The organism is Pseudofrankia saprophytica, from assembly GCF_000235425.2.
In the GTDB taxonomy this organism is placed as follows: Bacteria; Actinomycetota; Actinomycetes; order Frankiales; family Frankiaceae; genus Pseudofrankia; species Pseudofrankia saprophytica.
In genome coordinates this window covers 5,113,897-5,131,320 of sequence record NZ_KI912266.1, presented here as the reverse complement: position 1 = coordinate 5,131,320, position 17,424 = coordinate 5,113,897, and the positions used below count along the sequence as shown (strand labels likewise).

Genomic DNA, 17,424 nt, shown 5'->3' with positions numbered 1-17,424 from the left:
CGCGGCGGGCGCGGCTGTCAGCCGCAGCCGGCCCGGACCAGCGGCATGACCACCTCGCAGAACAGCCGGAGCTCCTCGTCGCGGGTGGACTCCTCGTGGCCGATGTAGAACATCCACTTGTCCAGGCCGGCGGCCGACCTATCGCGGATGCCGGCCGCCCGTGGCTCATCGGCTGCCGCGTGCGAACCTCGGCGCCGCGCCGTTCATGATCTGGTGGACTTTTGGGAGCTCCAGCTCCGACGATCCCACCAGATCATGAACGGGCCGGCTGGGGCGGGCCGTGCGCCGGAACCTCGCCCGACGATCCGACGATCCGACGAGTCTTCTGCTGGCAGCGTCGCCCGCCGTAAGCTCACCGCGTGATCGCACATGGTCTGTCTGACGACCTGCCGGGCACGGGCACGACGGCTGACCACGAGGCGATCGCCGGCATAGTGCGGACCTTCTTCGGTGCATTCACCTCTGGTCCCGGCTGCGCCGGCCGCCTCGACGAGCTGCGCATGTTGTTCCTTCCCGATGCGGTGATCGTGCGGACCTGTGGTCGCGAGCCTGCCGTCTATGACGTGGAAAGCTTCATCGCTCCCCGACGGGAACTGCTCACCGGCGGTACCCTGATCGACTTCACCGAGTGGGAGCTGCGTGGGCAGACCTTTGTCTTCGGCGACATCGCCCAGCACCTCGGGAGCTACGCCAAGGCCGGTGTGCAGGACGGGACCCCCTTCACTGCCCGCGGAATGAAGACGTTGCAGCTCGTCCGGACAACCGGCGGGTGGCGGATCAGCGCCGTGGCCTGGGACGACGAACGCGACGGTGTCACCGTCGAGCCAGCCTGGGCGGCCTCGGCCCGCTTTCGGGCGTCGATCTCGTGACCGTCGACCAGATGATCGAGGTCTGTGACCTGCTGGAGGTGCCCGCGGCCCGGCTCGCCGCCGAGCGGCGCACTCCGCAGCAGCTCGACCAGATCCGGGAGGCGGCCGCCATCGCCGACAGGTTCGACGACCCGATCGAGCGGTACGCGGGCGGGGGAACGGCATCCACGGCCGGCTTGCCCGGGACGAGCTCACCGACCCGGCGATCACCGTCACCAACCTCGGTGAACTGGGCGTCGACAGCGTCCTGCCGGTGATCTACCCGCCTCAGGTCGCCATGGTCGGCCTCGGCCGGATCAGTGAACCGCCCTGGGCTGTCGACGGATGCCTCGGCGTCCGTCCGGCCGTCACCGTCACCCTGGCCGCCGACCACCGGGCCAGCGACGGCCACCGCGGCGGAGCGTTCCTGTCCAGTCTCGCCGACTGGCTCGGCAGACCGGAAAACCGTCGACAGGGGCGGCCGCATGACCGACCAGGAAGCCCGCCAGCTCCTGACCGAGGCGCTGGCCGAGATCGCCCCGGAGGTCGACCTTGACGGGATCGACCAGGACGCGAACCTCCAGCGGGCCGCGGACCTGGACTCGATGGACATGCTGTCGCTGATCGAGACCGTCGCGCGCAGCGCCCGCATCGACATCCCAGAAGACGACATCGGACGCCTGTCCACAGTGGAATCGTTCGTCGCCTACCTGCACGAGCGCGCCGCGGGTCAGTAGCCGCCTGACCGGGTCTTCACCCGGTTCGCGCCCGCCGCCGCCTGGCCGAGGTGGGGGTGGCTGGTGCTGGTGAGTATCCGCGGTTCGTCAGCCGCCACGGTGTGACGCGACCAGGTCGAGGTGGCGGACGAACCAGTCGCGCGCGAGCGCGGCGACGGTCTCCAGAGCGCCCGGCTCGGAGAACAGATGGGTGGCTTCGGGGACGACCATGACGCGGCTTTCGCATTGCATCTGCGCCTGGGCCTGGTTGTTGAGCTCGAGGACGAGGTCGTCGTCTCCGCCGACGATGAGCAGGGTCGGGGCGCGCACGGCGGCCAGTCTCGAGGCGGCGAGGTCGGGACGGCCGCCGCGGGAGACGACGGCGGCGATGTGGGAGTCGGGTTCGGCGGCGGCCCACAGGGCGGCGGCGGCGCCGGTGCTGGCCCCGAAGTAGCCGACGGGAAGGCCGGCCACCTGCGGTTCGCCGCGCAGCCAGCTGGTGACGTCCACGAGCCGATGGGCGAGCAGGGCGATGTCGAACACCGCGGCCCGGTCGACCTCCTCGGCCGGGGTAAGCAGGTCGAACAACAGGGTCGCGAACCCGGCGGCGGTGAGCACGTCGGCGACGTAGCGGTTGCGGGGGCTGTGCCGGCTGCTGCCACTGCCGTGCGCGAACACGACGATGCCGCGGGCCGCGCTGGGGATGGTGAGTCGGCCGGCCAGGCGTACCGGGACGGCGGGGATGTCCACCTCGATCTCCCGGGCGGGCGAACCGACCACGCTGGCCGGAGGGTCAGGGTGCGTTCCCGTGGTGGCGGCCCTGGGCGCCGCCGGCTGGGCTGTCGCCGCGGCTCGCAGCAGCAGGTCGACGACCTCGGCATCCGGCGTCTGGGAGAAGTCCAGGTAGAACTGGCCGATGGCGAAGAAGGCCTCGGGGGTGTCGACGCAGACCACCTCGTCGGCGTCGCGGCGCAGCAGGTCGACCACCGGCGGCGGCGCGACCGGCGCGGCCAGGACAACCCGGGCAGCACCGGCGGCGCGGACGGCCTGGCAGGCGGCCGAGGCGGTCGACCCGGTCGCGATTCCGTCGTCGACGACGACGACCACACGCCCGGCCAGCGGCTCGCGAGGCCGGGTGCCCCGGAACAGGCGTGCCCGCCGGTCGAGCTCGGCTCGCTTCCGGGCCTCGACCGCGGCGAGCTCCTCCGGGGTGATGTCGGCCAGCCGCCGGGCCTGCTCGTTGATGACCAGTATGTCGCCCTCGGCAATGGCACCCATCGCCAGCTCGGGCTGGAACGGGACGCCGAGCTTGCGAACCAGGATGACGTCCAGCGGGGCGCCCAGCGCCTTCGCTACCTCGTAGGCGACCGGGACACCGCCGCGGGGCAGCCCGACCACCACCACGTCGTGCCCGCGAAGATGTGCCAGCCGCCGGCTCAGCTGCCGGCCCGCGTCCGCGCGATGTCGAAAGATCATCTTAGCCCCTTGTTGCCTCCTGCCATGACCTAGGCCTCCCCCCTCGGGCCGGTGGCGACACCGCAACCCTCCCGGCTGCCGGGCCGTGGCCCCGGGCTGGCCCGGCAGCATGGCGGCGTGGCGATGTGATCGACAGGGACAGGGCGGCCACGGTCGGAACATGGGCCGAAGTACCACCACTTGTTCGCCGACGGCGGCTTCGCCTGGGACATCCTCGAGCCCGCTCTCGGACGCCGCGAAACGTCAGCCGAGGGCGGGGGCGAGGACGGAGGCTACGAGATGGGCGGCTTCCCCGCCGTCCTCGATCGCGATATCGACGGCTCGGGAGATGTTCAGGTCGTCGAGCAGCGCGGCGAGCGCGGCGGCCCTCGCGGCGGCGCGTCCGGTACGGCCGCCGGCGACGCGCAGCGCGTCGAGTCTGTCCGCCGCCTCGTCGAGGGCCGCGGGGGTGTACTCCCAGGCGGTGTCGTAGGGGCGGTCGAGCAGCATCGTCCTGATGTGGGCGGGGGGCGTGTGTCCCAGCAGGTCCCGGACGAGCACCAGGTTGCCGGTCGACTTGGCCATCTTGTGGCCCTCATAGGAGACGAGGCCGACGTGCAGCCACGCTCGCGCGAACGGCCGGACACCGGTCACCGCCTCGGCCATGGCGGCCTCGTAGGCGTGGTGGGGGAACCGCAGGTCGGCTCCGCCGGCATGCAGGTCGAGCGCCGGTCCGAAGGTGCTCAGGGCCATGGCCGCGCATTCGGCGTGCCATCCCGGCCGGCCGGTACCCCAGGGACTGTCCCAGGCGGGGTCGCCGGGACCCGAGGGCTGCCAGACCGCGACGTCGAGCGGATCGAGCTTGCCGGGGTCGTCGGGGTTGTCGCCGTACTCGGCGGCCAGCTCGATCGCCTCCGCCTGCGACAGGCCCGCCCGCCGCGCGGCGTCCGCGCCGCGGAAGTAGACCGCGCCGTCCCGGACGTATCCCGCGTCGATGTCGACGAGCGCGCTGGCCAGGCGTTGGACCTGTGTGACGAACTGGTGCGCGCGGGGCTCACTGCGCGGAGGCTGCACCGCCAGCGCCGTCATGTCCTGCTCGAAGCGGAACTGCGTGACGGCGGCGAACCGGTCGTAGGGCTCACCGCGACGGGCCGCCGCCGCGGTGAGCACGTCGTCGACGTCGGTCACGTTCCGGCACACCTCTACGTCCACCCCGGTCAGCCGCAGGACTCGCGCGGCGGCGTCCGCCCACACGAACGTGAAGGCATGCCCGAGATGCGTGACGTCGTAGGGCGTCACCCCGCACACGTACATGCGACACGTGCCCACCAGAGGCACACCGCGTCCACCCAGCCGTGGTACCGGAAACGCCCCGGAAGTCGTCGTCATGTCCACGAGGCTGCCACACCGCCTCACCGGTAACACCGACCCGAGCGGCCCGTCCGCCGCTGTCAACTGGCAGGTGGATCGACCGCGGATCGGACGGCGACGAACACCGCGACGGTGACGACTGCCGGCGCCCCGGGCCCGGCGCCGTCGCGAACTCCAGGCACGTGCCACGACGACGCCGATCACGATTGTGCCCATGGTCGCGGCCCAGAACCGCTGCTCGGTCCAGACGCCGGTGGGAAGCTGCTGGGCGAGGACAAAGCCGCCCATCACGACGACGAACCAGCCGAAGGCCCGGCGAAGCAGGTTCTCGCGGATCCGGCCCGCGAGCCGGCTGCCGAGGATGCTGCCGAGCAGCGCGGCCGCCGTCACCGCGCCAGCCAGTCTCCAGTCGATGCCCACGTGGGACAGGGCGCCCGCCAGGCCGGCGACGGCGTTCATCGCGATGACGACCAGCGAGGTCCCGATGGCGGCCGACATCGGCAGACCGCCGAGCAGAGCGAGGGCGGGCACGACGAGAAAGCCGCCTCCCGCGCCGACCAGGCCGGTGACAAGGCCAACGGCGACGCCTTGTGCGATGACCCGCGGCACCGGCAGCGGGTGCGACGCCTGCCGGCTCTCGACCGTGCGGGGGCCTCGGATCATCGCGGTGGCGGTGACGAGCATCATCAACGCGAACGCCGTGAGCAGAACCCCCGCGGGGACGAACTGTGCGAGCAGGCCGCCGCCGTACGCGCCGGTCACTCCACCGAGGCCGAAGACCAGGCCCGTGCGCCAGCGGACCCGTCCGGCGCGGGCATGTGGCAGCACCGCCACCGCGCTGGTGACCCCGACGGCGAACAGCGAGGTGGCGATCGCCTCCTTGACCGGCAGGCCGGCGACATACACCAGCAGCGGCACAGCAAGAATCGACCCGCCACCGCCCAGCAGGCCCAGGCTCACCCCGATGGCGACGGCGAGCCCGATGGTCAGGGCGATGCTCACCGCCGGCTCGACGCAGGGGTCCGCGCGTTCCGCGGCTGGCCGACGATGGTGGCCAGGTCGCAGGCGGCACCCGGGTTGTAGGGAAGCCTGGCGAGCAGCCTGCCCAGCAGGCAGGCGTTGGCGAGCGCGGCCAGGGCGAGCCCGGCGCCCATGACCCCAGCGACGTGGCGGACCGGGGGCACGAGGACCGAGAGGACGATGCCGACGAGCACGATCAGGCCAGCGGCGAACCGGACCTGACGCTCCAGTTCCCAGCCGGCCGGGCGGGTGAGTTCGGAACTGTTCATATCTCCTCCAAGCCCGGCGACGGAGGTTCGGTCGCGCAGTGGGCGGCTCGCCAACAGTCCGGGCACCGGAAGCGCACCCGGCCGGGTGTTCACGCCAGGGACGTGGCGCGAGTCCCATGACGCCCTCGAACGTGGCCGACGATGAGGCCACTATACCCCTGGGGGTATAGTGGGCGGACCCTCGTCGAGGCGCGTGTCCGCATGATCGAAATTGCGCAAGACTCGCCGAGGCCGCACCACTCGCAAGGTCCGAACTCGCCGCCCACCCGCGCCGGCCCGGAATGAAGGTCGCCGATTTTCGATTGATACCCCCATGGGTATTAAGTTGACCGAGTGTGAAGGGGGGAACGCATCGTGTTGTTCAGCCAGTACTACCTGGACTGCCTGTCCCAGGCCTCGTACCTGATCGCCGACGAGAGCAGCCGCCGAGCCGTGCTGGTCGACCCGCGCCGCGACATCACCGAGTACCTCGCCGACGCCCAGACGCTCGAGCTGACCATCGAAGGCGTGATCAACACGCACTTCCACGCGGACTTCGCCGCCGGCCACCTGGAGGTCGCGGCCGCCACCGGTGCCTGGATCGGCTACGGCCGCCGCGCCGTCACGGAATACCCGATCCGCCAGCTCGCCGACGGCGACCGGATCAGCCTCGGCGACGTCACCCTGCAGATCATGGAGACCCCGGGCCACACGCCCGAGTCGATCAGCGTGCTCGTCTACGAGCACGCCGCCGATGCCGTCCCCTACGGGGTGCTCACCGGGGACGCGCTGTTCATCGGCGACGTCGGCCGCCCCGACCTGCTCGCCTCGCTCGGAGTCACCGCGGACGAGCTGGGCCGGATGCTCTACGACAGCGTGCAGCGCAAGCTGATGAGCCTCCCCGACGAGGTCCGCGTCTTCCCCGCCCACGGGGCCGGCTCGGCCTGCGGCAAGAACCTGTCCACCGAACGATCCTCCACGATCGGCGGTCAACGTCGCACCAACTACGCCTGCCTGCCCATGGACGTCGAACAGTTCCTCACCCTCGTCACCGGCGGTCAGCCGTCCGCGCCCGGCTACTTCGTCTTCGACGCGGTCCTCAACCGCAAGGACCACGCCGTCTTCGACCCGACGGCGCCGCCGCGGTCGATGACCACCACCGAGTTCCTCGCGGCCCGCGCCGAGGGCGCCCTGGTCGTCGACACCCGCGACCCGCGGGAGTTCGCCGACGGACACCTGCGCGGCTCGCTCAACGTCCCAGCCGACGGTCGGTTCGCCGAGACGGCCGGCATGGTCGTCGAACCGGGCCGCACGGTGCTGGTCATCGCTCCACCCGACCGCGAGGAGGAGATCGTCGTGCGGCTCGCCCGGATCGGCTTCGACCAGGCCACGGGCTACCTGCGCGAGCCCGAGCGCGCCTTCCGTGAGATGGCCGACGGGGCCGCGCCCGGCCAGATCGTCCCGGCCAACCGGCTGACCGCCGACGAGCTGCGGGACGCGATCGGTCGGAAGCCCGAGCAGGGCGGCGCACCCGTCGTGCTCGACGTGCGCAACCCGGGCGAGCGCGCGCTGGGCGCGATCGACGGATCGCTGCACATCCCGCTCGCGGAACTGGCCCGCCGCCTGGCCGAGGTGCCCGTCGACCGGCCGGTCGTCGTGCACTGCGCCGGGGGCTACCGCTCCTCCGTCGCGGCGAGCGTGCTGCGTGCCGCCGGACGGGGCGACGTGTCCGACCTGCTCGGTGGATACACCGCCTGGGCGCAGGCCTTCACCCCCACCACCGTCTGAGCGCACCGCCCCCGCCACTGGCTGCACCACCCACGCCGTCACCCGATCCGGGAGCACCAACCACCCGCACCGCCATCGGCCGGGACAGATGACGAGGTGGGCGTGACGGGCGTTGGCTCGTGCCGCTCGCTGATGGGAGAACGCCGACCGGGGTCATCGGCGGACGCGGTGCCGGCCTTGACGCCGCGAAAATCGCGATGCTCGGCGAGGCGGCTGGTCCGGTGTCAGGCCAGTGCGAGGAAGAGCTTTTTAAAGTTCGGCTTCGGTCATGGGCGCAGTGTCGGTGGCACTGGCCGTCATGCACTGACGCATGCCGCTAGCGACGATCTTGAATCCCGCGCGGTCGAGAGCGCGGGAGACCGCGGCGAGCTGGGTGACCACACCTGCCGTGGCAGCACGGCGTCATCGAAGGCCCCGCGATGCTCGCCCGCGACGGGACGTTCACGCTGTTCTACTCGGCAGGGGACTGGCACAGCGCCGACTGCGCGACCGGGACCGCCGCCTGCGCCGGACCAGCGGCATGACCTCCTCGCGGAACAGCCGGAGCTGCCCGTAGAGGCAGACCGCGGCCTATACCGGTCATGCGTGATGGGCCAGACAGCGTGGGTAGCCGGGGATCAGAGGAGCGGCAGTCTGGGCGCGCCGCCGGTGAGCGCCCAGGCGTTCACGAGATACGCGGCGCCGACGATGACGCCAAGGGGGGCGTACATCCAGTGCCCGGACACGAGACCGACGGCGACCCCGCCGGTCGTCGCGCCGAGCAGCGCCCAGGAGAGCGCGGGTACGACTCGACGGTGCTTGAAGGCCCGGCCGTCGGCGGCCGGCCTGCGGTCGAGGTTCCATCGCCAGTCCGGTCGCCGACGGCGCAGACGGCCGATGGACAACAGCCGGGTGCCGTCGGGCAGCGTGATCGCGAGCAGGCTGCGAGTGGTCATGGAGCCGGACAGCGTGACGGGAGTCCTCGGCTCGAGTCGTTCGAGCGCGGGGTTCCACATGACCCGCTGCCATCCGAGTTCTCGTTCCCCGCGGTGGGGCGAACCCGGAGATTCGATGAGGCGGAGCCAGGTGCTCGGGCCGGCGCCTGGACTACGGCTGAACATGGATGCCTTGCCCGACCAGAGGGTCGCCGCCGCGGGCCGGCCTGGCTGGCCGGTTGACCGCAGCCGCAGCAACCGGGCCGTCCATACGAGCGAATAGAGGACGGCCAGGATGACCGCGCCCGCAAGCTCGAGGTAATAGCGCGTGATGGCGGAGGTGTCCCCGGAGTCCGCGGGGAAGATCCGAGCGGGCGCCGCCGGGTCGTATGCGATGCGGATCTTTTCGCCGACCGCACGGGGGCCGTCGACGTCGACCGACCGTGTGTGGGCCACACCCGCGCCATCGGTCCAGCGGAGCCGGATCGTCCCATCCGAGCTGACGGCCGTGATCGTGCCGTTCGCCTGCGCGGTCGCCCGGGCGCGCGCGTGGTGGTAGGCCCAGAGGCCCCGGCAGGAGAAACCAGCAACCACCACCGCCGCGACCAGGGCCGTGGCCAGCGCGAGCACCGCGACCCGTGTCTCGGGGCGCCACCAGCTCCGAGGGCCGCCCGGGTATCCCGCGTCGCCGGGAGCCGTTTCGCTGGGAGCCCTGTCGGAGGAAAACGTGCCGGCCATCCGGGCCTCCAGGAGTCAGCATCCGAACCAGACCGCCGACCAGACTTCCCGGCACACCGATCAGGAACGATGGTGCTGCGGCTGATACCGGACAAGTGGCCAGGATGGTGGCATGCACACGGGTGACAGGCGGTCGGATCTGCATCGGCTGAGGGCTTAGCTGGGAGTGCACGCCGTTCGAACCCGAGTACGTATCGGCTCTTTTCGACCGGGTCAGGAACGCGGACCGGGCGGGGGTAGCGCTCCGGCCGCGCGGGCGGCCGTCACCGCCTCGGCCAGGGCGGCGAACTCGGTCCGCAGGGGGGTGAAGGCGGGCAGCGCGGACATCGGGTCCTCGCCGGCCCCCGGACGACTGGCCCCCGGCCGGCCGGTCATCGCGTCGGCGCACGCCTGGAACGCGGCGCGGACGGCGGCCGGTCCGGCGGGCAGCGGCCCGTGGAGACCGGCCGGATCGGCCAGCACCAGATAGCCGAGCCGGCGGGCGGCGACCACAGCGGGCCAGAGCAGGTCGGCCGTCCGTGGTCCGCGTATCCGCTCGTCCTCGGCGTCGACATGCAGGGCGGTCATCCGCGCGAGGGCCATTTCCAGCCGTTCACGGGCAGCGGCGACTCCCGTCGCGCGACTGGCGTCGCCTGGGTTCTTACCGCCTGCCGTGAGCCGAAGGACGAGCAGGTCGCCGGTAGCGTCGAGGGAGTTCGCCAGTGCTCTCGGCAGCCTGCGTTCGGCGGCGTGCGGCCAGAGCAGCAGGACGACGACAAGGCCGACGGCGCATCCCAGCAGCGTGTCCAGCAGTCGTGGCGCGACCAGCTCGGCTGGGGGCGTGCCCGGTCTGGCGAACTCCACGAGGATCAGGGCCAGTGGTGTGATGAGCACCGTGGCCAGTGCGTAGTTCGCGGCCATGAGGATCTGGGCGGCCCCCTCCAACACGGCGATCATGACGATCAGCCACCAGGCGGGCAGCTGGACGCTGAGGATGCCCAGCGCGACCACCGCTCCGATGGCTGTGCCCGCGGCTCGCTGCAGTGACCGCCGGCCGGCGGAGCGGACGGTCGTCCCCTGCACCACCGTGGCCGCGGCGGCCGGAGCCCAGTAGGGGTGGTCCACCCCGGCGGCGATCGCCAGCGCCGCCGCGACGAGCCCGGCCAGACCGGCCCGGGCCGCCAGCGGCCAGGCCAACGCCTCCCGGTCCAGCCGCCGGCGCCGCTCGGCCCGGGCGGAGGGCAGCAGTGGGGCCGGCGGTCGGTCCGACGGCCGGTCCGGCGCGGGATGAGCCAGCCCGGCGACGGCCGCGCAGAGGCCAGCCCGCGCCCTCGAGGCCGACGTTCCCACACCTGGCAGATCGGCACGGTCCCGCTTCTGGTCGACCAGGTCGGCGCCGGTGGCACCGGTGCCACCGGCGCCGACCTGGATCCCGGCGGCCAGTTCACGCAGGGTCGCGGGGAGAACCGGTGGGACCGGTTCCCGGGTCGTGGTCGCGTAGGAGACTGCCGCGTCGAACACGTGCTGCGCCCCGTATGCCACCGTCGACAGCGCTCGCCTGCTCCTGTCCTGCCCTGAGCCTTCCCTGAGCACCGTCCTGAGAAGGCGAACGGCCTGCGCGGCGTTGTGCCGCGCGGAGTCGTAGTCCGGCGTACCGATCGCCTCCAGCATGTCGGCGAGGCTGGTCAGGGCCTTCGCGGCTGCCCGCCGCGCCGGCCCGTGCCGGTCCGGGAACGACGCGGATATCGTCAGCAGCCAGGCGAAACCGGCACCGGCCAGCGTGAGTGCGACGCGTTCGCCGAGCTGCTCGACGTCCTGCGGAAGCTGCGTCGCCACGGCACAGCTGATGACGAACGGGTATGCCCCGGGCGCGGGCACGTCGAACGCGCGCACGAGTAGCGTCGCCAAGGCCGCCAGTCCGGAGATCCCCACCGCGATCGTCCAGCTGGCTCCCGCCGCCGTCACCCCGATCGCGGCGGACAGGGCGAGGCCAACGCCGATCACCGGTAGCGCCCGGGCCCGGAAGGCCAGGGCCGCGTCCGGAAAGTACGCGGCGGAGAAGGCGCCGAACGTCGCCAGAAGTCCGGCCTGCGGCTTTCCGGCAAGTTCACCGACGGTCAACGGCACGGCGAACGCGACCGCGCAGACCACGGCTATCCGCAGCCGTCCGCGGGGGCGGGCGACGCCGAACACCGCGCCGATCCGGCTCGGGCCAGCGGGCGCGGGAACCGGCGGCCGGGGCGGGTCGCTCGTCATGAGGCGGCGGCAGGGCTCGGCACCACACCGCAAGCATTCCCCAGCCCGGCCAGTCGACCGCGGTGCCTGGCCGCGGCGAACCGGCGTTCAGGCGCATGGCGGGGTCGACGAGAGCAGCGACACCTCGGGTTACCCGGCCCTGCGTCGCCACCCCGCGTGGGACGTGTCGATGTCCCGGCCGGGTCAGCGGGTCAGCGGATCATGACGGTGTGGAACGGCCGTCGCGCGGCCGGGCCGGCGCAGGCTCGACCTCGGCTGATCCCATCAGCCGCAGCTTGCGCTGCGCGCGCTCGTAGAACGTCGTCCGGCCGAGGCGGACGACGTGCGCCGCGGCGGGCCGTGGATGCAGGATGACGCACGCGCCCGGCTCGACGTAGCCGGACACGCGGCCGTCGACCTCGACCGCGAGCCGGCCACTCGTCGGCAGAACGTCCAGAGCCAGCGCGTCCTGCACCGACAGCACGAGCCCGCGGTTGAACGCCGAGTGCGGCGCCGCCGGGGTGACGAGCAGCGCCTCGACCGACGGGCTGACGATCGGCCCCCCGGCGGAGAAGCTGTAGGCGGTCGATCCGGTCGGTGTGGCGACGACCACCGCGTCGGCGGCGTAGCTGACGAACGGCCGGCCGCCGACCAGCAGGGAGACCGCGGCGATGCCGTGACCGGGTACCCGTACGACCGCGACGTCGTTGAACGCGGTGACCGTCTCGCCGTGCACCTCGGCGTCGACCGCGAGCCGCGGTTCGACCGTGTACAGATGTTGGTCGATCGCGGACAGGGCGTCGGGCAGGTCGGGTACGTCGACCTCGGCCAGGAAGCCCAGCCTGCCGAGGTTGACGCCGAGCACGGGCGCGTGTCCGCCGTCGGCCAGCCGCATCGCCCGCAGCATCGTGCCGTCGCCGCCGAGACTGACGATCAAGTCGCTGCGACCGCCCAGCTCCGCCGCCGGCACCGGAAGGGCGGCGCATCCCAACCGCCGGATCTCCTCCTCGACGCCGAGCACCTGGGCACCGCGGCCGGCGGCCCAGTCAACGATGGCGGTCACCGCTTCAGACGAGTCGCGAAGAGGGTGCAGCACGATCCCCACCGTGTGCATCCGCTTCGCTCCGCTCCTCGCCGCCACCGGTCCCACGGCCGCGTACAGCCGCGGCCCAGCCTCATTCTGCTGACGATCGCGGCGGGCCGCCCAACAGCCTTCCAGGAACGCTGCCTCTCTCGCGCGTCCCAGACGATCAGCGGCGTGATCTGGTTGGGGAGGGCGGCGAGCGCGGGTAGGACGACGCCGTCCACGCCGTCCTCAGCGGGGGTTGCCCTCAGACGCCGGGCCGAGCAATGACACGAAGACATCTTCGAGCCAGCGGGTGAGGTGGGCGAGGTCCCAACCGCGTTCCTCAACGAGCAGCGCGACCGCGTGCCAGCCCACAAGCGCCCACAGCGTGTCGGTGGCGTCGTCGACGGACAGGGTGGGCCGCAGACCGCCGGCCTCGGCCACGGCACCGACGACCCGCCGCACGTCGGCGTGGCGCTGGCGCTGGGATTCGCGCCACGCCTCGCGCAGCGCTGGGTCGGTGACGGCGGCCTGCTCGAACGCGCGGTAGATCGGGTAGAGCCGCAGCAGGGTCGGCGCTCCGATCCGAGCGGCGAGCCGGGCCTGCGCCTCCGGATCGCGAGTGGCGAACAGCGCCTGCATCTCGGGCCGGTCGGCCAGCGCGACCGGCTCGTCGTCGCCGACGATTGCCCGGTCGACGGCGAGCAGTAGCAGCTGAGGTTTCTCGGCCACCGCATAGACCGACTTCGGCGTGACCCGGGCGCGCTTCGCGATCGCCGCGATCGTGGTGGTGGCGTACCCGTGCTCGGCGAACAACGCCGACGCGGCCGAAATGATCGCGTCTCGGGTCGCCGCGGCCTGCTCTGCCCGTCGCGGGGCATGGTAAGGCCGCGATTTTTTCGCTACAGTCATGCTCACCTCATTTCACCGCCACTATAGCGAAGGGTCTTCCATGTTCGTTCTCACCGCCGTGCTGTCCGTGCTTCTCGCCGCCGTGATGGCACAGTCCACGGTCCGCAAGGCCAATCCAGACAAGCAGACGTTGCTGCTGCGTGACCGCCTCGGCGTGTCGCCGCGGTTGTGGACCGCGGTCGGTCTCCCGGAGGCATTCGCCGCCGTCGGCCTGGTGGCCGGGTTGTGGCGGGCGCCCCTCGGCATCGCCGCGGCCGTCGGCGCAGCGCTGCTCATGGCCGGCGCCGTCGTGTTGCACCTGCGGGCGCGGTTTCTGGGGGCGGCCCTGGCACCGCCGATCGCCGTAGGCGCGCTCGCCGTAGTCGTCGCGGTGCTGCGCGCCGTCACGGCCTGACCGATACCGCTGAGCGCGCCGAAGCGGGCGGCGACCTGTGGGATGTGAGGAGTGGGCACAGTCATCCACAGCAACGCCGGTCGGTCGGTGCCTCGAAGATCGGCCCGTGGCGCGGTGGTGCGGCTGGGTCAACGCTGGGTGAAGGCGCCCTAGTCGAGGGTTCGGGGCAGGCCGAAGTACGGGGCGACCGTCGTCTCGAAGCGGGTGAGCTCGCAGATCAGGTCACCGGCGACATCGATCACGATGATCCCGGCGAGGTGTAGGCCGCCGGTGACCGGATCGCGCAGGTACTCGCCCCACGCGGGCTGACCGTTCGCGCGCACAGGCACCAGGTGGTCGATCCGCCGCAGGCGGGAGCGGATGGCGGTGAAGAACTGGCGGATGGCCTCGTGGCCGCGGTACTCGAACGGCAGCGGCGGCATCCGCACCCAGGCGTCGTCCGTCATGAGCGCCACGAGCGCGTCGACGTCCAGGTCGGTGAAGGCGGCGACGAAGCGGTCGAGCAGCGCGCGTTCCTCGGGACTGCGCGGCGCCGGCGGCGGCGGGCCAGGCGAACGGGCCGGGTCCATCGTCGCGCGGGCGCGCCGCAGCGCGCTGGTGACCGCGTCGCCGGTGAGCCCGAGCAGGTCGGCGGTCTCGCTCGCGCGGTACCCGAGCACGTCTCGCAGGATCAGGACGGCCCGCTGGTTTGGCGGCAGCAGCTGGACGGCGGTGACGAACGCGAGCGAGACGGCCTCGCGGGAGGCGTACTGGGCTTCGGGTCCCGGCGCCTCGTCGGGCAGCCCCTCCAGCAGGGCGTCCGGATACGGCTGCAGCCATGGGACCTCACCCAGGTGCGTCGGCTCCGGACCCAGGTGGGTCGGCTCGGGCGGTGGCGCGGGCAGCGGCGACGTGGTCGTCGGCCGCCGCATGGACGAGCGCAGCAGGTTGAGGCACCGGTTGGTGGCGATCCGGTGCAGCCAGGTCCGCACCGACGATCGTCCTTCGAAGCCGGCCAGGCCGAGCCAGGCGGACAGCAGCGTCTCCTGCACCGCGTCCTGCGCGTCCTGAAGCGAACCGAGCATTCGGTAGCAGTGCACGGCCAGTTCGCCGCGGTAGGGCTCGACGAGGTCGGCGAACGCGTCGCGGTCACCGTCGCGGGCCCGCTGGAGCAGTTCCGCCGACATCTGCCACCTCCGTGTCTGCCACCGCCGTCTGGTCGCCTCTCCACCTACTGACACCGGGCGTGGGCGGAACTGGTCGCCGTCGGGCCGCCCAGTTTCCGGCGAGCGCCGGTTCTGTTCCTTCGAACGCATCCGCACCGACCGCGGACCGCAGCGCGACCTGGCGGCCCCGGCGGTCGACGGCGTGCGGACGCCCACGAGGGCGCGACCGAAGGGAAAACGACGCGACATGTCAGTGTCATCGACGACTACCGGGCCCGGCGCCGAGCCGGCCCCGGCTCCGGCTCCGGCCCCGGCTCCGGCTCCGGGTCCGGGCGTGGAGCCGGACCCAGGCCGGAGCGACCGGGCCCCGACCACCCGCACTGCTTCGACCGCACTGCCCGCCGAGCCGGGCGCCCAGCCGGCGCGCCGGGCCTGGACGCTGATCCTGGCCTCGCTCGGGGTGTTCATGACCGCGCTCGACACACTGGTGGTGGCCAACTCCCTGCCCGCGCTGCGGGCTAGCCTGCACGCCGATCTCGGCGACCTCGAATGGACGGTGAACGCCTACAACCTGGCGTTCGCGGTCGCGCTCCTGACCGGGGCCGCCCTCGGCGACCGGTACGGACGCAAGCGGACCTACTGGATCGGCCTGCTCGGGTTCACCCTTGCCTCCGCCGCGGCGGCGCTCTCACCGAGCGTCGGCGTGCTCATCGCGGCCCGCGGCGTGCAGGGCGTGGCGGCGGCGGCCGTCATGCCCATGACGCTGACCCTGATCAGCGAGGCCTTCCCGGCCGACCGGCGGGGCGCCGCGATCGGGCTGTGGGGCGGTATCACCGGGCTGGCGGTCGCGCTCGGGCCGGTCGTGGGCGGCGCCATCGTCGGCGGGATCAGCTGGCACTGGATCTTCTGGCTCAACGTCCCCGTCGGCCTGGCGCTGGTACCGCTGTCCATGGCACGCCTTACCGAGAGCTTCGGTCCCCGGTCGCAGCTCGACATCGTCGGGCTGGCGCTGGCCGCCGCCGGGTTCTTCGGCATCACCTGGGGCCTGATCCGCTCCAGCCGGGTCGGCTGGGACAGCGGACAGACCATCGGCGCGCTCGGAGCAGGCGTCGTCCTGGTCGCGGCGTTCGTGGTGTGGGAGCGGCGCACCGCGACGCCGATGCTGTCGGTGCGGTTGTTCCAGTCGCGGGCGTTCAACGCCGCCAACGGCGTCAGTTTCTTCATGTACGCGTCGCTGTTCGGCGTGCTGTTCCTGATGATGCAGTTTTTGCAGACCGGGCTCGGATACTCGCCGCTCGCGGCGGGCCTGCGGACCCTGCCGTGGACGGGCGCCCCGATGGTGGTCGCGCCCATCGCCGGCGCGCTGGCCGACCGGTTCGGGAACCGTCCCTTCCTGGTCGCGGGCCTGGCCCTGCAGGCCGCCGGGCTGGGCTGGATCGCCGCCATCGCCGAACCGGGGATGAGCTACCGGTGGCTGGCGGTGGCGCTCGGCGTCGCCGGCGTCGGGATATCGCTGTGCTTCCCGACCGTCGCGGGCGTGGTCGTCGGCTCGGTGCCCGCCTCGGAGATGGGCGTCGCGTCGGGCACCAACAGCGCGGTGCGCGAGATCGGCGGCGTGTTCGGGATCGCGATCCTGGCATCCGTCTTCGCGGGCTCCGGCGTCTACACGTCCACGCGGACGTTCGTCGACCACTTCACCGCGGCCCTGTGGATCGGGGCGGCGTTCTCCGCCGTCGGGATCATCGCCGCCGCGGCAGTCCCCGGTCGCCGCGACCTCACCGCGATCCCGACAGCATCGACCGGAGGAAGCCATGAGTGACCTGTCGGACCGGACCACGCTCGTCGTCGGCGCGAGCCGGGGCCTGGGACGGGGGATCGCCCGGGCCTTCGCCCAGGCGGGGGCCCCGACCGTCGCGGTCGCCCGCACCGGCGCGGCGCTGGCGGAGCTCGCCGCCACCGACGCCCGCATCCGGACCGAGGTCGCCGACGCAGCCGACGCCGCGGCGGCGGGGAGCCTCCTCGACCGCCACGAGCCGTCGATCGTCGTTCTGGTCGCCGGCGCCAGCCCGTTGATGCGTCCGCTGCACCACCAGACCTGGGAGACGTTCTCGGCCAACTGGCACACCGACGTCCGGATCGCGTTCCACTGGCTCCGGGAGGCGCTGCTCCGGCCGTTGCGGCCTGGTGCCACGGTGATCGTGGTCAGTAGCGGCGCCGCGATGGCCGGGTCCCCGCTCAGCGGCGGATATGCCGGTGCCAAGGCCACCCAGCGCCTGATCACCGGCTACGCGCGCGACGAGGCGGACCGCGCCGGTCTGGGAATCACCTTCACCGCGGTGCTTCCCCGGCTGACGCCACTGACCGACCTCGGGCGCCCCGCGGTCCGGGCCTACGCGGCGCGCGGTGGCCAGTCCGAGGATGACTACCTCCGCCAGCTGGGTGAGCCCCTCACCCCCGAGATCGCCGGGACCGCCCTGGTCGGCCTGGTGCGGGCCGACACCGCCACCGTCGCGCCCGGTTACCTGCTGACCGGCGACGGCCTGAGGGCGTTGGCTCCGTAGGCCGAGGGAATCCCGCGACGAAGCCGGCGAGCCA

General features: G+C 72.5%; 17 protein-coding genes. 8 read left to right on the top strand and 9 right to left on the bottom strand.

What is annotated here, in order from left to right; translation table 11 throughout:
• The first annotated feature begins 359 nt into the window (after positions 1-359).
• The 4 genes from FRCN3DRAFT_RS0221690 to FRCN3DRAFT_RS0221680 are packed head-to-tail and all read left to right on the top strand — an operon-like array spanning position 360 to position 1,585.
• Positions 360-869: a DUF4440 domain-containing protein gene (locus FRCN3DRAFT_RS0221690; protein WP_007517233.1), complete on the top strand. Its 510-nt coding sequence runs from the start codon at positions 360-362 to the stop codon at positions 867-869.
• Positions 866-1,126: an FCD domain-containing protein gene (locus tag FRCN3DRAFT_RS0221685; RefSeq protein WP_007517234.1), complete on the top strand. Its 261-nt coding sequence runs from the start codon at positions 866-868 to the stop codon at positions 1,124-1,126. Before FRCN3DRAFT_RS0221690 ends, FRCN3DRAFT_RS0221685 begins: the two co-directional genes overlap by 4 nt.
• On the top strand, positions 1,033-1,404 hold the full coding sequence (locus tag FRCN3DRAFT_RS57820) for a 2-oxo acid dehydrogenase subunit E2 (RefSeq protein WP_083401928.1): 372 nt from the start codon (positions 1,033-1,035) through the stop codon (positions 1,402-1,404). The genes FRCN3DRAFT_RS0221685 and FRCN3DRAFT_RS57820 overlap by 94 nt, the downstream gene beginning before the upstream one ends.
• On the top strand, positions 1,334-1,585 hold the full coding sequence (locus tag FRCN3DRAFT_RS0221680; RefSeq protein WP_007517235.1) for an acyl carrier protein: 252 nt from the start codon (positions 1,334-1,336) through the stop codon (positions 1,583-1,585). Before FRCN3DRAFT_RS57820 ends, FRCN3DRAFT_RS0221680 begins: the two co-directional genes overlap by 71 nt.
• Before the next feature lie 87 nt (positions 1,586-1,672).
• Here the strand turns inward: FRCN3DRAFT_RS0221680 and FRCN3DRAFT_RS0221670 are convergent, their stop codons facing one another.
• The 3 genes from FRCN3DRAFT_RS0221670 to FRCN3DRAFT_RS45610 all read right to left on the bottom strand — a co-directional run bounded on the left by FRCN3DRAFT_RS0221670 (position 1,673) and on the right by FRCN3DRAFT_RS45610 (position 5,679).
• Positions 1,673-3,040, bottom strand: coding sequence for a phosphoribosyltransferase family protein (locus tag FRCN3DRAFT_RS0221670; RefSeq protein WP_007517237.1), 1,368 nt, complete (start codon positions 3,038-3,040; stop codon positions 1,673-1,675).
• Positions 3,041-3,283: 243 nt separating this feature from the next.
• On the bottom strand, positions 3,284-5,392 hold the full coding sequence (locus FRCN3DRAFT_RS58215) for a TSUP family transporter (RefSeq protein WP_007517239.1): 2,109 nt from the start codon (positions 5,390-5,392) through the stop codon (positions 3,284-3,286).
• Positions 5,389-5,679, bottom strand: a complete 291-nt coding sequence (locus FRCN3DRAFT_RS45610; RefSeq protein ID WP_007517241.1) for a YgaP-like transmembrane domain — start codon at positions 5,677-5,679, stop codon at positions 5,389-5,391. The genes FRCN3DRAFT_RS58215 and FRCN3DRAFT_RS45610 overlap by 4 nt, the downstream gene beginning before the upstream one ends.
• Before the next feature lie 354 nt (positions 5,680-6,033).
• On the opposite strand from FRCN3DRAFT_RS45610, the gene FRCN3DRAFT_RS0221655 reads away from it, so the two are divergent.
• Positions 6,034-7,446: an MBL fold metallo-hydrolase gene (locus FRCN3DRAFT_RS0221655; RefSeq protein WP_007517247.1), complete on the top strand. Its 1,413-nt coding sequence runs from the start codon at positions 6,034-6,036 to the stop codon at positions 7,444-7,446.
• Between the two features lie 249 nt (positions 7,447-7,695).
• On the opposite strand, the gene FRCN3DRAFT_RS51690 is transcribed toward FRCN3DRAFT_RS0221655, so the two are convergent.
• The 5 genes from FRCN3DRAFT_RS51690 to FRCN3DRAFT_RS49725 form a co-directional block, all read right to left on the bottom strand.
• Positions 7,696-7,827 (bottom strand): metal-sensing transcriptional repressor, encoded by a 132-nt coding sequence (locus tag FRCN3DRAFT_RS51690; RefSeq protein ID WP_198536015.1) that lies wholly within the window; start codon positions 7,825-7,827, stop codon positions 7,696-7,698.
• 236 nt (positions 7,828-8,063) lie between these two features.
• Complete coding sequence (locus FRCN3DRAFT_RS45605) at positions 8,064-9,098, bottom strand: DUF3592 domain-containing protein (protein ID WP_007517250.1); 1,035 nt, start codon at positions 9,096-9,098, stop codon at positions 8,064-8,066.
• A 213-nt stretch (positions 9,099-9,311) separates the two neighbouring features.
• Positions 9,312-11,333, bottom strand: coding sequence for an FUSC family protein (locus tag FRCN3DRAFT_RS0221635; protein ID WP_007517251.1), 2,022 nt, complete (start codon positions 11,331-11,333; stop codon positions 9,312-9,314).
• A 199-nt stretch (positions 11,334-11,532) separates the two neighbouring features.
• Complete coding sequence (locus tag FRCN3DRAFT_RS0221630; protein WP_232794105.1) at positions 11,533-12,375, bottom strand: NAD(+)/NADH kinase; 843 nt, start codon at positions 12,373-12,375, stop codon at positions 11,533-11,535.
• Positions 12,376-12,627: 252 nt separating this feature from the next.
• Positions 12,628-13,290 (bottom strand): TetR/AcrR family transcriptional regulator, encoded by a 663-nt coding sequence (locus FRCN3DRAFT_RS49725; protein WP_007517253.1) that lies wholly within the window; start codon positions 13,288-13,290, stop codon positions 12,628-12,630.
• A gap of 40 nt (positions 13,291-13,330) precedes the next feature.
• Here FRCN3DRAFT_RS49725 and FRCN3DRAFT_RS0221620 point away from each other — a divergent pair, with 40 nt between their 5' ends.
• Positions 13,331-13,684, top strand: coding sequence for a DoxX family protein (locus tag FRCN3DRAFT_RS0221620; RefSeq protein ID WP_007517254.1), 354 nt, complete (start codon positions 13,331-13,333; stop codon positions 13,682-13,684).
• Between the two features lie 149 nt (positions 13,685-13,833).
• Here the strand turns inward: FRCN3DRAFT_RS0221620 and FRCN3DRAFT_RS0221615 are convergent, their stop codons facing one another.
• Positions 13,834-14,850: a sigma-70 family RNA polymerase sigma factor gene (locus tag FRCN3DRAFT_RS0221615; RefSeq protein ID WP_007517255.1), complete on the bottom strand. Its 1,017-nt coding sequence runs from the start codon at positions 14,848-14,850 to the stop codon at positions 13,834-13,836.
• Positions 14,851-15,163: 313 nt separating this feature from the next.
• On the opposite strand from FRCN3DRAFT_RS0221615, the gene FRCN3DRAFT_RS0221610 reads away from it, so the two are divergent.
• Positions 15,164-16,648: a DHA2 family efflux MFS transporter permease subunit gene (locus FRCN3DRAFT_RS0221610; RefSeq protein WP_232794104.1), complete on the top strand. Its 1,485-nt coding sequence runs from the start codon at positions 15,164-15,166 to the stop codon at positions 16,646-16,648.
• Complete coding sequence (locus FRCN3DRAFT_RS0221605) at positions 16,641-17,390, top strand: SDR family oxidoreductase (protein ID WP_007517259.1); 750 nt, start codon at positions 16,641-16,643, stop codon at positions 17,388-17,390. The genes FRCN3DRAFT_RS0221610 and FRCN3DRAFT_RS0221605 overlap by 8 nt, the downstream gene beginning before the upstream one ends.
• Positions 17,391-17,424 lie beyond the last annotated feature (34 nt).